The following is a 14,187-nucleotide window of genomic DNA, read 5'->3' as shown; positions in this document are numbered from 1 at the left end:
ATGTCACAGCCTCATTCGCGGTGTGATATAAATCACAGTGCGTAAGGAGAAAATTTGTTATACTTGAATAAACTGCCTGATCATGTTATTAGGATGTGGTAAGTCGATGGAGAACGTGAACGCAACAAAGCCCAATACGGGTGTGACAAATACAGGTTTCTTTTCAGCAGAAAGCTTAACGAAGCTGCAGCAGATCATGTATGAGATGAAGGTCGCTGCCGGAGCGCATCTGTTCTGGGAAGGGGATCCTGCGGATAAGCTTTACTTTATTAAAAAAGGTCGTATCAAAATTACCAAATCTTCGGATGAAGGTAGACAATTTGTTTTATACATGTACCAAGCTGGCGATATGTTTGGCCAGTTCGATCCATTCCAGCAGTCGCTGCACATCTTCAAGGCCGAAGCGATGGAGGATTCCGTCATAGGTGTCATCCAGCAGAAGGATCTGGAAGTGCTGCTTTGGCAGCATGGAGATCTAGCGGTGGAATTCATGAAGTGGATGGGGCTTGTTCATCGCATGACACAGACCAAATTCCGTGATCTCATGATGTTCGGCAAGCACGGTGCGTTATGTTCGTTAATGATCAGGCTCTCGAACTCCTACGGCATTCAGCAGGATGGACAGATTCTCGTTTCCAAGAAGCTGACCAATTCCGAGCTTGCCGACATGATCGGCGCTACCCGAGAAAGCGTCAATCGCATGCTTGGCGAGCTCAAGAAGGCTAACGCCATTCAGTTTGATGAACAGGGACGGCTTATTATTTTAAGTCTCGATTATTTGCGGGATATTTGTCATTGTGAGAATTGTCCGAAGGATATTTGCCGAATTTGACGCTCTAATTGAAGCAGCCTTAGTTGGGATGGTGGTCCGAACTAAGGCTGTTTTGTTTTTTTACGCAAAACCTAAAAAAACTTATTGTTGACTTAAACTATGGTTTAAGTCGTATCATAATTTTGTCGACAGGACAAAGTATCCGGAGGTCTCCAGATGAAGTATTTATCCATTAGCGAAGCTGCAGCCAGATTTAATCTTCCAGAATCAACGATACGTTATTATGAAAGAAAGGGCTTATTACCGTTCATCGAACGTGATGATGCCGGTCGGCGGTTATTCTCAGAGGTTCAATTGGCGCTCCTCGCAACCGTTATTTGTTTAAAGAATACACAGATGCCCATAAGTGACATTAAACAATATATGGATTGGGTAGTAGAAGGTGAAAGCACCACTGAACAACGACTTAAAATGATGTTGAATCATAAACAAGCTGTACTGGACAAGATTTCATTGATGACAGAGTCTTTAGAAGGCATTGACGTAAAAATTACACGATATACAAAACCTAACTGAGGAGTGGATGAAAATGAAACTTTCTAATAATACCATACTTATTACTGGTGGAAGCGCAGGAATTGGCTTAGCTTTTGCAGAACGCTTCGTCAAAGCGGGAAATACCGTCATTGTGACTGGACGACGTGAGCATGTGCTCCAAAGTGCAAAAGATAAGGTTCCAGGCCTCATTACGCGTGTCAGTGACCTGGATATTGAATCTGAGCGTGCAGCCTTGTTCGATTGGGTCACCGCGAATTATCCGGAAGTGAATGTGTTAGTGAACAATGCGGGGATCCAACAACGCTTTAGCGTGCTTAAAGCGGATGCAAAGAGCAATTGGGCCTATTTCAATAAAGAACTCACAACTAACATTGAAGCGCCTATTCATCTCTCGATGTTGTTCGCTCCGTTTTTTGCAACGAAAGCCGACGCGGCGATCATTAACGTAACATCCGGGTTAGCCTTTACTCCGTTTGCAATTGCTCCTATTTATTCTGCAACGAAAGCGGCTCTTCATTCCTTCACCATGAGTCTGCGGCACCAACTATCGGATACGTCTGTTGAAGTCATTGAAGTGGCTCCTCCAGCCGTCAATACAGATCTGGGCGGGACAGGCTTGCATGTGCATGGCGAGCCGTTAGATGCTTTTGCGGATGGTATTTTTGAGGGGTTGGCCGAAGGTTTGTCGGAGATTGGATACGGCACTTCTGTGGCCCGCTTACGCATGTCGCGGGATGAAATTGACCAATATGCAGCGAGTATGTATAACGCGACAAAAAATATGCTCGAGTAAGCTAAAGACAATAAAAAAAGAGGCGCCATTTTGGCGCCTCTTTTATTTATTTCATAACCCTTAACACTTCTCCAAACCCTTACTCCACCGTCACACTCTTCGCCAAGTTACGCGGCTTATCAACATCGTTGCCGCGCGCCAAGGAAGCGTAGTAGGACAGCAGTTGCAGCGGCACTACCGAAAGAGCTGGAGCCAGGACGTCCAGCGTCTTCGGAATCACGAATGTGCTGTCTACAGACTTCTGCAGCTCCAGCTCGCCTTCAACAGCGATGCCGAGCACATTCGCGCCGCGCGCCTTCACTTCTTTAATGTTGCTCACAGTTTTCTCAAGCAGCTCGTGCTGAGTTGCCAACGCAATCACAGGAACGCCTTCCTCGATCAACGCAAGAGTACCGTGCTTCAATTCACCTGCTGCGTAAGCTTCAGAGTGAATATAAGAGATCTCTTTCAACTTCAGGGAGCCTTCCAAAGCGACTGCATAGTCCAAGCCGCGGCCGATGAAGAACAAGTTGTCATGCTTCGCCATTTCCTCAGCAACGCCTTTAATGGCTTCAGCTTGCTCCAGGATCGCCTCAACCTGCTCCGGAAGAGCCTTCAACGCTGCAAGCGTTTCAGCGATTTCTGCGGCAGTTTGCGTGCCAAGTGTTTGAGCCAGGTGCAAACCGAATAGGTAGAATGCGACCAACTGTGACGTATACGCCTTTGTCGACGCAACCGCAATTTCAGGGCCTGCCAGCGTAACGATCATGTCATCCGCTTCACGTGCAACCGAGCTGCCCACAACGTTCGTAATGGCCAGCACATGCGCTCCACAGCGCTTCGCTTCACGCAGAGCAGCCAGTGTATCCGCGGTTTCACCGGACTGACTTACGACAATAACGAGCGTGTCCTTCGTAATAATCGGTGAACGGTAACGATACTCGGAAGCGACATCAATCTCAACTGGAATGCGCGCCATTTTCTCAATGATGTATTTCCCAACCATTCCCGCATGATACGCCGTACCGCAGGCAACAATATGAACACGATTGATTTCACGAATCGCTTCTGGAGTAAGGGTCGTCAGCTCGTTCAAAGTCACTTGCGTGCCATCCGCAGAGATGCGGCTGCCCATCGTATCGCGATAAGCTCTAGGCTGCTCATGAATTTCTTTCAACATAAAGTGATCAAAACCGGCTTTTTCCGCCGTAACAATATCCCAATCGACACGGAACATTTCCCTGGAAATAAAATTCCCCTCGAGAGTCATTAATTCGACACCTTCTCGGGTTAACAGCGCCATTTCTCCATCATTTAGAATAAACACATTGCGTGTATACTCCAAGATTGCCGGAATATCCGAGCCGATAAAGTTCTCGCCTTCACCGATACCAATGATCAGCGGGCTAGCTTGACGCACAGCGACCAAACGATCTGGCTCGAATTCTGTCAAAACGCCCAGCGCAAATGCGCCAGTCATGCGTTTCACAGCTTTCTGAACAGCTTTCAGGATATCTCCTTCGTACAGGTCAGCGATCAGATGAGAAATAACCTCTGTATCTGTTTCCGATACGAATACATGTCCTTTCTCGATCAATTCCTCTTTCAAAGTGATGTAGTTCTCAATAATCCCGTTGTGCACAACAGAAAACTTCATCGAGTTGTCTGTATGCGGGTGAGAGTTCACATCAGAAGGTTTGCCGTGAGTTGCCCAACGCGTATGCCCGATTCCGACGCTTCCGTTCAGAGGTGCTTCCTCCAGCTTGGATTCCAGGTTCGCAATGCGGCCTTTCGCTTTCTGAATTTGCAGTCCACTTGCCGTATAAACAGCCACACCAGCTGAATCATAACCTCGATATTCGAGTTTTTTGAGTCCTTCTAGTAGAATTTCTTGAGAATTACGCTTGCCAATATATCCAACGATTCCGCACATAGTGTAGTAACCTCCAAATTTTTATAAGCCTCTCTAGGCTGTTTGTCAAAGATCAATCTTTTTACCCATGATAAAAAAACATGCTAACCTACATTCAAAAAAAACAAAAGAACATAATCTATATAACGTGCAATAAGTTCATCATCAATAGCTAGCAATGTTGGAATCTTGTCAGCCCGGTCGCCCAAGCGTTTTTCTCTCCAACTTAACGGCACTCTAGCTCTGTACCGGAAGGTCCCCGCCGAATGTTTCGAACACCTTCACCTCGTCAACTCGCACCGCGCAGTTATCCGTCCCGCTCGCGAGTTCTGGCGCTATTATGGCTAGATCAACCTCTACCCTGCCTTTCCTTCTTGAGTAAAAAACACATTTACATCATATTCATTTTACCACAGATGCGCAACACTTTTTTCCTTGCAAGACTGCCTGTTCTTAACAATGGATTCCCCTTCTCTATCCACAGAATTACAGAAAAGGGGCGTTCCATAAGGCTTTACAGCCTATACCAGCTGCTCTTGAATAACTTTGGCAATTGTTTGAACATAAGCATCAACCTGCTCTTTGTCCGGTCCTTCGGCCATTACACGGATCAGCGACTCTGTGCCGGATGGTCGTACCAGTACGCGGCCATTATCGCCCAGCTCAGTCTCCACCTTGCGGATCGCTTCTTCAATCACCGGATTGTCCTTCAATTTGCTCTTGTCAGCTACACGAACGTTCACTAGCAGCTGCGGGAACTTGCGCATAATATGCTTCAATTCGCTCAATTTCTGACCGGATTGAACAATCGTATTCATCAATTGCAGCGCTGTGAGAATACCGTCACCTGTGGAGATGTAGTCCAGGAAAATAACGTGACCGGACTGCTCGCCACCCAGGTTATACCCGCCCTTGCGCATCTCTTCCATCACATAACGGTCGCCCACCGCCGTCTGCAAGCCTTTCAAACCCGCCTTTTCAATCCCTTTGAAAAAGCCGATGTTCGCCATCACGGTCGTCACGATCGTGCTGTGGTTCAGCTTGCCTGCGCGGTTCAGTGCATCGCCGCAAATGCTCAAAATGTAGTCGCCGTCAATCTCGGCGCCTGTCTCATCGACTGCGATCAGACGATCCGCGTCGCCGTCAAAAGCAAGACCAATGGCTGCGCCGTGCTTAACCACTTCCTCGCAAAGCTTGTCGGGGTGGGTGGAGCCGCATTGCTCATTGATGTTGCGCCCTGTTGGCTCGGCGCCAATCGCAATTACTTCCGCGCCAAGATCGCGGAACACTTTGGGTGCCAGCTCATACGCCGCGCCATTCGCGCAGTCGAGCACGACCTTGAATCCTTGGAAAGACTCGGATACGGTCGTTTTCAAAAACTCCAGATAGGCGAACTTCGCCTCCGCATCATCGGAAACCGTACCGATCTCGCCACCTTCAGGGCGCGGCAATTCATCTACAGCGGCGTCCAGCAGCTTCTCAATCTCCAGCTCTGTCTCGTCCAGCAGTTTGAAGCCGTCGCCGCCGAAGAACTTAATACCGTTATCCGCTACAGGATTATGCGAAGCGGAGATCATAACGCCTGCGTCTGCACCCAGCTTTTTAGTCAAATAAGCGACTGCCGGTGTGCTGACAACGCCAATGCGGATGACATGAACACCAATGGACAGCAAGCCTGCTACCAACGCTGCCTCAAGCATAGGACCCGAAATTCGTGTGTCCCGTCCGATTACCACTTTTGGATGCTGCGCCTGACGAGTCAGGACAAAACCGCCACAACGGCCAATTTTATAAGCTAATTCTGGTGTTAATTCGCGATTAGCGACTCCCCTTACACCATCTGTGCCAAAATATTTCCCCATATTTTCTCTTCTCCTCTATGTTCTATGTCCCGCATACCTTATGGGCTCACGGTTGGTTTCGGTGCCTGCTCGCTAATTTCTACCGTTGCTTTCACTTCTTGCGGCATCCCCAGTTTCACATATGTCGGCAGGTTCAGCGCAACTTTCAGCTCATGCTTGCCTGGAGGCAGATTGCTCACATCCAAAATCGCTTGGATATCCTCCGTCTTCAGCTGATCGATCAACGCAGGTGCACCTTCGACCGTAATATTTAATTTCCCTGTGTCAGGCAGGGTTACCTTCGTATTATAGCTCTCATTTTGCCCGATAATGGTGATCGGCACATTCTCGATCGCCTTGGTCACGGAAGGTACGATTTCCACATGCACGGTGACCTTAGACGGATCCAGTTGAGTTACTTTATTCCGAAGGGGGATATCCAGTGTATAATCCTTTGTTTCTTTAATGTCCTGCACGTTAATCTGCGGCCCTTGGTAGAACTCCAGGCGGTCCACTTCTTCTTGCGTGCCGTAAACCGTAATCTTGTCCGGCGTCTGCGTCACCGAGGAAATGGCGAAGCCTTTGGGCGGCTCGCCGCTAAGCTTCAATTGCAGAGGAATCGTCTGGAACGGGCTTGTAATCGGCACCTCGACATCCACAACAGTCGGATTCAGGTTCACCGCTACTTCCTTACCATCCTTATCAAAAGCTTGCAGCCTCACCTGTTTAGTAACGGCCGATTGCGCTTTATCGACGGATACCTCGCCGTGAACATTTTCAATCAGGCTCAGCTTGCTCGTTGGTGCCGTAATATACACCTTGTTCGGCTTCACAATCGGCTGACCCGCTTTAAGTCCAGCAGCCGGCGTGCCTTTCAAGTTGATGACGACAGGAACTTCTTTCATCTGCAGCTCTTCAATGACAACGTGGACAGTCCGCGGGGTGATCTGAACTTCTACGTCCGAAGGAAACCCTATCGGCGTAAGCGGCAGTTGATGGTCTCCCTTGCCGACCTGGGTGAGGTCAAGCTGGATCTGGTAGGAATTGCTCGCCGTCACTTTTTTCACAGAAGATTCTTTCCCGTTAATCACGACTTGTACATTGGAAGGAGACATGGACGAGATAAAGTAATGACTCTCATCATATTTGGTCGTAATGGCGACGTTATTGATCGTTTCCACACGCTCCCGGATGGGGGAGCTGCCGACCACACCTTTTTGATCTAAGTGGACGACAACCCATAAAAATATACTAATAATCAGGGCGACGACCCGTACAACATTCGTATTGCGCAGCCATTTATCCATTGTTTCGTCCCCTCCACTTCAAGAAAGGGTTCTTTTCTTTCGTCTTCGCCTTCGGCTTCAGCTCTTCAAAAAGCTTGGCAATCAGCGACTCCTCTTTAATATCCCGAACGATATGCCCGTTCATCGTAAGCGAGATCTGTCCGGTCTCCTCGGAAACGACCACACACATCGCATCCGAAACTTCACTCATGCCGATCGCGGCCCTATGGCGCGTACCCAGCTCTTTGCTGATAAAAGGATTCTCGGACAACGGCAAATAACATCCAGCCGCCATAAGCTGATTTTGCCTTACAATAACCGCACCGTCGTGCAGCGGTGTATTCGGAATAAATATATTAATTAACAGCTCTGCGCTAATTTTGCTTTCAATCGCAATGCCGGACTCTACATAATCCGTGAGGCCTGTCTCTTTTTCAAATACAAGCAAAGCCCCTATTTTCCGTTTAGCCAAATAGTTCGCCGCTCGAATCACTTCTCCGATCCGCTTGTTCACATCTTGATCCTCTTCCGAAGAGGACCTGCTGAATAGCTTGCCGCGCCCTAACTGCTCCAAAGCGCGCCTGAGCTCAGGCTGGAAAATAATCAGGATGCCTAGTACCCCGAAGGTCAATGTCTGATTCATCATCCACTGCAGGGTGCTCAGCTGGAACCAAATACTGAGTGCCCAAGTAATGACAACAACAAGAATACCCTTCATTAGCTGAATGGCTCTTGTTCCCCGGACTAATAATATCAGTTTATAAATCACATAGCTGACGATCAGAATATCAATAATATCCTTAATCGAGATGCTCGTGAGCAGGTCCATCTAATATTCTCCCCCAACGGCTTAACACATAGATTCTCTCTGTATTTAGCATCATACCATAATCCACACAAGACTTCTATTTATACGGTCTTTGAATCATGACATTTTTGCTATTTCCGATCATTTTTCCCAATAAAAAACGTCCCCATCCAGCCTCATGGGCTTGAATAAGGACGCAGCTCTTTTAACTCCCAATCATATTCACAATCTCGCCCAGTTTGTACCAAATCCAACCAATCGCTTCATCGACTTTGGTTACCTGTCCCGAGATATGCGCGGTGGAGGCCAAGTTCACGGAGCCGTCAATAACCGTCACGTTCCCCGTCACATCTCCCTCTACTTCCAGCTTGCCGCGCTGAACAACCAGGTCCCCGTTGACGGTATGGCCTTGTGGGACGATTACGGTATCGCCTTGAATAATAACTTCCTGCAAGTCATTTCCCTTCACCATCAGGTTCTTGTCATCATTCCACATGGACATGTAGCTGCCGAACATGACAGCGGCAAAGACAACCGCTACGGACACAGCCGGGTGTTTACGAATCCAATCCGTCCACGTTCTGCTCTTCTTCATTGGTGGAAGTCCGCTCATGATCTGCGCAGTTAGTGTATCAGGCACACGGACTGGAGGGAGCGACCGCACCATCGCTTCCGTTTGCTCCAATTGCTTGAATAGCGTCCGGCATGCAGGACAAGCGATCAGGTGCTCTTTCAACTCTTTTGCTTCTGACCCATGCAAATCACCATCGAGATATTCATGTATGAGCGGGAGGGCTTCCTTACAATTCATGCTGCCGCCACCCCTTTCTTGATCTATTGCTTTTGTGGTATACCATACGTTTGAATTGCGCATATGTTTCACTATGGCAACATTTTTTTAGATGGTAATATGTTCATGCTGCTCAAGCAGCTTGCGTAAGTACTCCCGACCGCGATGCACCCTGGTTTTCACCGTTGTCACCGGCATGCCCAGCACATCCCCGATCTCCTGAAGCGACATATCGTGCAAATATCGTAAGATCACAACCGATTTGTATTTCTCCGGCAGCGTTTCAATCGCCTTGCGAATTTGCTCCTGTGTCTCCGAGACGATAAGCTGCTTCTCAGGCGTATCCTCATCACTGGGCAGCATGGCATAGAAATCGTTGCCTTCGCCATCGGGCAGCTCCGCGTCCAAGGAATATGTGTTCTTCCTGCGCCGCAGCTTATCAATACATAAATTCGTGCCTATTCTAAAAATCCATGTTGAAAACTTCTGATTCTCATCATATCGATGCAAATTCGTGTAAACCCGCAAGAATGTTTCCTGCACCGCATCCTCGGCCTCCTGCTTGTTATTCAACATTCGGTAAGCCAAGTGAAAGATCTTATCCTTATAGAGCTCAACGAGCTCCTCAAAAGCATTTCGATCCCCGTTCCTGGCCAATTTCGCCAGTCTAGCTTCTACAAAATTCACTCCGATACCTCCGGCTTCTAGACGATTCAACTTTCTACCTTTTGAAAAGCAGCGGATTTGGGCTTGTATTCAGAGATAACAATACCTATAAGAATACACCCCATTCCAAACCATTGCAGCAGCGCAACTTGCTCTCCGATGATGAAATGAGCGGCTATGATAGCAACCGGCAGCTCTACAGACCCTAGCATTGCCGCTAAGGTGCTGCCAATCCGTGGAATCCCCATATTGAATGTGATTGTTGGAATGACCTGGCCTAAGATGCCCAGAAGAAGCCCCCATAACAATAAATATCCCCCATTTGCTTGTATGAATACAGTTGGAGGATGCAAGATGAACATCACCGGCAGCGAGGCTGTTAGCATGACGGCAGAATTCATAAGAGGCGGCAGCTGGCTCTTCACCTGGCCCGTAGAGAAAAGGAACACGCTGTACGTTACAGCAGAGGCAAGGCCATATAGAAGCCCTCTAGAGTTGAATTGATGCCAATCCGTGTTCAAAACATCCACTGCCATCAAAGTCCCCAGCATAATGATGACTACGGCGATACCTTCGGCTATTCGAGGTCGTCTGCGCCGCTTCACACAGTCGATGGCGATTGTGAGCCACGTAAATTGAAACAGTAAAATGATCGCCATAGAGGCATTTAGTTCAGATATCGCGATGTTGTAAAAACTTGTAGTCAATGCTAATCCAAATATACCAATTAATCCAAGTTTTATCCATGGTCCTTTGAAAGGATTTACCCACGAAGCTTTGGAAAATAAAATAAGCAGCCATACACACAGTGTCCCCATCAACATTTGTGTAGGCGTAATTTGCCCGTCATTGAATCCTTGACCATAGGCCAATTTAATAAAAGAAGAGAGTAATCCGTAACTCGATGCCCCTATAATGACAAGGAAAATCGCTACCCAACGCATCATTTCGTTCAACACTCCTATAATTCATGCAACAGTAACAATCACGGCGAAAAGTCGAGTGCCTCTTGTTCCGAGACCCCCGACTCTTCGACTTGCTTTATTTTAAATTCGCTGAATGTAGAATCAGCCCGTATTTCTAAGTCCTGCAGCAATTCCGTTGATCGTGAGCAATACTTCACGCAGCAGATCTGCATCATCTTGATTGTTATCACGCAGTTCGCGAAGCTCTGCAAGCAGCTCGACTTGCATGTAGCTTAGCGGATCTACATAAGGGTTACGCAGGCGAATGGACTCTTGGATCACCGGTACGTTATCCAGAATTTCCTGTTGGCCTGTAATCTGTAGAATGATGGAAGAAGTCAATGCGTATTCTTCCCTGATCAAGCCGAAGATACGCTCGGCGATCTCCGATTTCTTCACCATATTGCCGTATTCTTTCGCGATCAACAGATCGGCCTTCGCCAGTGCCATTTGCAGGTTATCCACCATGGAGCTGAAGAAGGACCATTCTGTGTACATTTCCTTCAACGTCTCAAGGTTCTCTTCTACGCCTTGGTAAAAGCTTTGGATGCCTGTTCCAGCCGCATACCAAGCCGGCAGCAAGTATCTGCTTTGCGTCCAGGCGAACACCCATGGAATCGCGCGCAGATCCTCGAAGCGATCGCTATTTTTACGTTTAGAAGGGCGGGAGCCGATGTTCAGTTCGCCGATCTCCGGCAGCGGCGTAGACTCCTTGAAGAACGTCAAGAAATCTTCATCTCGGAAAATCAGATCCTGATATTTCTTCTGCGCCTGCTCCGAGATGCCTCTCATGATGGTTTCCCATCTTTCTTCCTTCGGATGGCGCTGAGGCGTGCGGGACAGCTTCGAAGCGGTAATCAAGGCGAATGTCGCCTGTTCCAGGCTTCGGTAAGCAATGCCTTGCAAGGAATAGCGCGAGGAAAGCACTTCCCCTTGCTCGGTGATTTTGATGCCGCCACCAAGCGTTTCGACCGGCTGTGCCAGAATGCTGCGGTTCAGCGGCATTCCGCCGCGACCGAGCGCGCCGCCGCGGCCATGGAAGAACTTCAGCTTAACGCCGAACTTTTTCGCTGTATCCGTAATATTCTGGAGCGCCATGCGCAGCTCCCAGTTCGCGGTAATGACACCGCCATCCTTATTGCTGTCCGAGTAGCCCAGCATGATCTCGTGCAGCTGTGTCTCTGGATCCAAGCTCGACTTATATGCGGGAATCGCAAGAAGCGTGCTCATGATTTCAGGGGCAGCATGCAAATCATCAATCGTTTCAAAGAGCGGCACAGATTGCATTGTGCAAGTCACCGTGCCGTCGCTCTCCTTGCGGTAAAGCCCAGCTTCCTTCGCAAAAACCATAACCTCAAGAAGGTCGCTGGCACCTTGTGTCATACTAATCAGGTAGCTGTTGATGCAGTTGCGTCCGAACTCTTTCTGAGCGCGGCTAACCGTGCGGTATACGTCGAGGCATTCTTGCGTGCCTTCCGAATATTCCAGATAGACCGAAGTGACCGGTCTAGGATCGTTCAAGACATTTGTCAGCAAGCTAATCTTTTCACTCTCAGACAGCTTACTGTAGTCTGCAGCAATGCCCATTTTCGCCAAAATCTCCGTCATTGCTGATTCATGTTCCTTACTGTGCTGTCTAATATCCAGCGCAGCCAAATGGAAACCGAACAGCTCGACCTGGCGGATCAGCTTTTTGAAGTATTTATCTGCGACATAGTCTGCGTAATGCCCTCTTAGGCTGGCATCGATAATTTGCAGATCGGCAATGAACTCTTCCGGACTGTTGTATTTATGAGAGGCCGGTACGTTCGGGTCGCCTGTATGATGAATCTTCTCGATCATATAGGTTGTTTTGATCCGATACGGTTCTTTCTCGTTCCGCCATACGTCTTGAACGTTGCCCAGAACCTCACGATCTTTTTGAATCGAAGCCAGCAGCTCTTCGCTAACTGTGACAATATTACGGCTAAAGCTCATGTGCTCCAGCGTCTCTTTAAGAATCTCGTCATACTTCTGAAGTGCCAGTTGACGATGAAGCTGCAGCGTTTCCCAAGTCACATTCGCTCTTACTGAAGGGTTGCCGTCACGGTCCCCGCCGATCCAGGATCCGAATTTCAAGAACGATGGAACATGCCATACTTTTTCCGGATAGTATTTATTCAAACAACGCTCCAGCTCGTGGTACACCTCAGGCAGAACGTCAAATAATGTTTCGTCAAAGTAGTAAAGTCCGTTACGAACTTCATCGATGACAGTCGGTTTACGGTCACGAAGCTCATCTGTTTGCCATAGGTTCAGCACCTCACCCAGCAGCTTCTCACGGAGCTGTTCACGTTCGCGGTGGGTCAGCATCGGATTATCCAGCTTCATCATATCATCGGAAATCCGCAGGTTTACGTCCAGTACAGCACGTCGCATCGCTTCCGTAGGGTGAGCTGTCATGACAAGCTCCAACGAAATCGCTTGAAGGATCTCCTGTACCTCTTGGTGCGGAATGTGATTATTCTTCAGTTCTTGCACGATGCTTTCAATGGAGCCAGGTTGAACGAGCTCACCGGAGGAACGTTCGTAATCTCTTTTACGACGAATCCGATGGTTTTGCTCGGCAATGTTGACCAACTGAAAATAGATCGCAAAAGCGCGGATGACATGATGCCGAATTTCCGGATCTAACGCAGTGATCGTTGCCTTGAACTCCTCGTAAATCTCTGGTACGTAATGAGCTCTCAACGACTTGCTCATCTCACGTATTTTCTCAACTACGTCAAGCAGCTCGTTCCCGCCTTGATGGACCAGGACCTCGCCCAAAATATGGCCCAAGAAACGGACATCTCTCCGCAGCAAGTTATTCGTAGATTGTTTCTGTATGCTGTTTGTATTCTCTGACATACTCTCCACCTCATCTAGTCGCTATGTTACATTAAAGCTTCTCTCTAGCAAAGTATTTTCCACACAAAAACTCATTTCTGAATATTCTACCACATTCCGCTTCGGGCACATAGTGTAAAATGAAAAAAAGATTAGATTCATGACGAAAAGCTCCATGCTCTTCCTGTCAAGAACTAATCCTTTCTATATTGGAAAACAAAAAAACCACCGTTACCGGTGATTTCTTTTCGTTAAGCGGGTGATGGGAATCGAACCCACGCTACCAGCTTGGAAGGCTGGAGTTCTACCATTGAACTACACCCGCACGTTATCGGGACGACACGATTTGAACATGCGACCCCCTGCTCCCAAAGCAGGTGCTCTACCAAGCTGAGCTACGTCCCGATATATGTATGGTTTAAAAAGTGGCGTGCCCTGAGAGATTCGAACTCCCGACCTTTTGATTCGTAGTCAAACGCTCTATCCAGCTGAGCTAAGGGCACAAAACATATGGAGCGGAAGACGGGATTCGAACCCGCGACCCTCGCCTTGGCAAGGCGATGCTCTACCCCTGAGCCACTTCCGCAAATGGTGCGCGTAGAGGGACTTGAACCCCCACGGTCGCCCGCTAGATCCTAAGTCTAGTGCGTCTGCCAATTCCGCCATACGCGCGCATAAAAATAGTTAAAAGTGAGCCATGTAGGACTCGAACCTACGACACCCTGATTAAAAGTCAGGTGCTCTACCAACTGAGCTAATGGCTCAAATAAGAGACTGGGGATCAAGGATTCGAACCTTGGCATGACGGAGTCAAAGTCCGTTGCCTTACCGCTTGGCTAATCCCCAATAAAACATGCCGTCGAGAGGACTTGAACCCCCAACCTACTGATTACAAGTCAGTTGCTCTACCAGTTGAGCTACAACGGCATATGATGGTGGAGGCTGACGG

The 14,187-nt window shown here is 48.2% G+C and carries 11 protein-coding genes and 8 tRNA genes; 3 read left to right on the top strand and 16 right to left on the bottom strand.

All coding sequences use genetic code 11. The features are described 5' to 3' along the window. Positions 1–106: 106 nt before the first annotated feature. From O9139_RS21890 to O9139_RS21880, 3 genes are all read left to right on the top strand, one after another. A complete protein-coding gene (locus tag O9139_RS21890) occupies positions 107–832 on the top strand; it encodes a Crp/Fnr family transcriptional regulator (protein ID WP_270881552.1) in 726 nt (241 codons plus the stop codon). A gap of 156 nt (positions 833–988) precedes the next feature. Further along, positions 989–1,348 (top strand): MerR family transcriptional regulator, encoded by a 360-nt coding sequence (locus O9139_RS21885; RefSeq protein WP_270881551.1) that lies wholly within the window; start codon positions 989–991, stop codon positions 1,346–1,348. 13 nt (positions 1,349–1,361) lie between these two features. After that, entirely contained in the window at positions 1,362–2,123 is a 762-nt protein-coding gene (locus O9139_RS21880) for an SDR family oxidoreductase (protein WP_270881550.1), read from the top strand. Positions 2,124–2,202: 79 nt separating this feature from the next. On the opposite strand, the gene glmS is transcribed toward O9139_RS21880, so the two are convergent. The 16 genes from glmS to O9139_RS21800 all read right to left on the bottom strand — a co-directional run bounded on the left by glmS (position 2,203) and on the right by O9139_RS21800 (position 14,165). After that, a complete protein-coding gene (gene glmS, locus O9139_RS21875; protein WP_270881549.1) occupies positions 2,203–4,035 on the bottom strand; it encodes a glutamine--fructose-6-phosphate transaminase (isomerizing) in 1,833 nt (610 codons plus the stop codon). A 500-nt stretch (positions 4,036–4,535) separates the two neighbouring features. Next, the gene (gene glmM / locus O9139_RS21870; RefSeq protein ID WP_270881548.1) at positions 4,536–5,876 is read right to left on the bottom strand and encodes a phosphoglucosamine mutase; all 1,341 of its coding nucleotides are present in this window, start codon (positions 5,874–5,876) and stop codon (positions 4,536–4,538) included. A gap of 38 nt (positions 5,877–5,914) precedes the next feature. Next, positions 5,915–7,162 carry a CdaR family protein gene (locus tag O9139_RS21865; protein WP_270881547.1) on the bottom strand — a complete coding sequence of 416 codons (1,248 nt, stop codon included), beginning with the start codon at positions 7,160–7,162 and terminating at the stop codon, positions 5,915–5,917. Continuing rightward, complete coding sequence (gene cdaA, locus O9139_RS21860) at positions 7,155–7,970, bottom strand: diadenylate cyclase CdaA (RefSeq protein ID WP_270881546.1); 816 nt, start codon at positions 7,968–7,970, stop codon at positions 7,155–7,157. The genes O9139_RS21865 and cdaA overlap by 8 nt, the downstream gene beginning before the upstream one ends. 184 nt (positions 7,971–8,154) lie before the next feature. Beyond that, positions 8,155–8,760, bottom strand: a complete 606-nt coding sequence (locus O9139_RS21855; RefSeq protein WP_270881545.1) for a zf-HC2 domain-containing protein — start codon at positions 8,758–8,760, stop codon at positions 8,155–8,157. Between the two features lie 87 nt (positions 8,761–8,847). Continuing rightward, a complete protein-coding gene (gene sigW / locus O9139_RS21850) occupies positions 8,848–9,426 on the bottom strand; it encodes an RNA polymerase sigma factor SigW (protein WP_270881544.1) in 579 nt (192 codons plus the stop codon). 26 nt (positions 9,427–9,452) lie between these two features. Beyond that, entirely contained in the window at positions 9,453–10,352 is a 900-nt protein-coding gene (locus O9139_RS21845) for a DMT family transporter (protein WP_270881607.1), read from the bottom strand. 120 nt (positions 10,353–10,472) lie between these two features. Beyond that, entirely contained in the window at positions 10,473–13,259 is a 2,787-nt protein-coding gene (ppc, locus tag O9139_RS21840; protein WP_270881543.1) for a phosphoenolpyruvate carboxylase, read from the bottom strand. A gap of 233 nt (positions 13,260–13,492) precedes the next feature. After that, positions 13,493–13,563 (bottom strand) — tRNA-Gly (locus tag O9139_RS21835). A 6-nt stretch (positions 13,564–13,569) separates the two neighbouring features. Next, a tRNA-Pro gene (locus O9139_RS21830) sits at positions 13,570–13,643 on the bottom strand. A 21-nt stretch (positions 13,644–13,664) separates the two neighbouring features. Next, positions 13,665–13,741: transfer RNA gene (locus O9139_RS21825), tRNA-Arg, on the bottom strand. 8 nt (positions 13,742–13,749) lie between these two features. After that, positions 13,750–13,824 (bottom strand) — tRNA-Gly (locus O9139_RS21820). Between the two features lie 3 nt (positions 13,825–13,827). Next, positions 13,828–13,910 (bottom strand) — tRNA-Leu (locus O9139_RS21815). Positions 13,911–13,929: 19 nt separating this feature from the next. Then, positions 13,930–14,002: transfer RNA gene (locus O9139_RS21810), tRNA-Lys, on the bottom strand. Between the two features lie 10 nt (positions 14,003–14,012). Beyond that, positions 14,013–14,084 (bottom strand) — tRNA-Gln (locus O9139_RS21805). An 8-nt stretch (positions 14,085–14,092) separates the two neighbouring features. Beyond that, positions 14,093–14,165: transfer RNA gene (locus tag O9139_RS21800), tRNA-Thr, on the bottom strand. Between the last annotated feature and the right edge of the window lie 22 nt (positions 14,166–14,187).

The sequence above is a fragment of the Paenibacillus aestuarii genome (genome assembly GCF_027789125.1).
GTDB lineage: Bacteria > Bacillota > Bacilli > Paenibacillales > NBRC-103111 > Paenibacillus_E > Paenibacillus_E aestuarii.
The sequence above is the reverse complement of the archived record's forward strand: the minus strand, read 5'-3'. Positions and strand labels throughout refer to the sequence as shown.

Coding starts and splice junctions, on each gene's coding strand:
- O9139_RS21890 (WP_270881552.1), top strand. CDS start 107: ATGGAGAACGTGAACGCAACAAAGCCCAATACGGGTGTGACAAATACA.
- O9139_RS21885 (WP_270881551.1), top strand. CDS start 989: ATGAAGTATTTATCCATTAGCGAAGCTGCAGCCAGATTTAATCTTCCA.
- O9139_RS21880 (WP_270881550.1), top strand. CDS start 1,362: ATGAAACTTTCTAATAATACCATACTTATTACTGGTGGAAGCGCAGGA.
- glmS (WP_270881549.1), bottom strand. CDS start 4,035: ATGTGCGGAATCGTTGGATATATTGGCAAGCGTAATTCTCAAGAAATT.
- glmM (WP_270881548.1), bottom strand. CDS start 5,876: ATGGGGAAATATTTTGGCACAGATGGTGTAAGGGGAGTCGCTAATCGC.
- O9139_RS21865 (WP_270881547.1), bottom strand. CDS start 7,162: ATGGATAAATGGCTGCGCAATACGAATGTTGTACGGGTCGTCGCCCTG.
- cdaA (WP_270881546.1), bottom strand. CDS start 7,970: ATGGACCTGCTCACGAGCATCTCGATTAAGGATATTATTGATATTCTG.
- O9139_RS21855 (WP_270881545.1), bottom strand. CDS start 8,760: ATGAATTGTAAGGAAGCCCTCCCGCTCATACATGAATATCTCGATGGT.
- O9139_RS21845 (WP_270881607.1), bottom strand. CDS start 10,352: ATGATGCGTTGGGTAGCGATTTTCCTTGTCATTATAGGGGCATCGAGT.
- ppc (WP_270881543.1), bottom strand. CDS start 13,259: ATGTCAGAGAATACAAACAGCATACAGAAACAATCTACGAATAACTTG.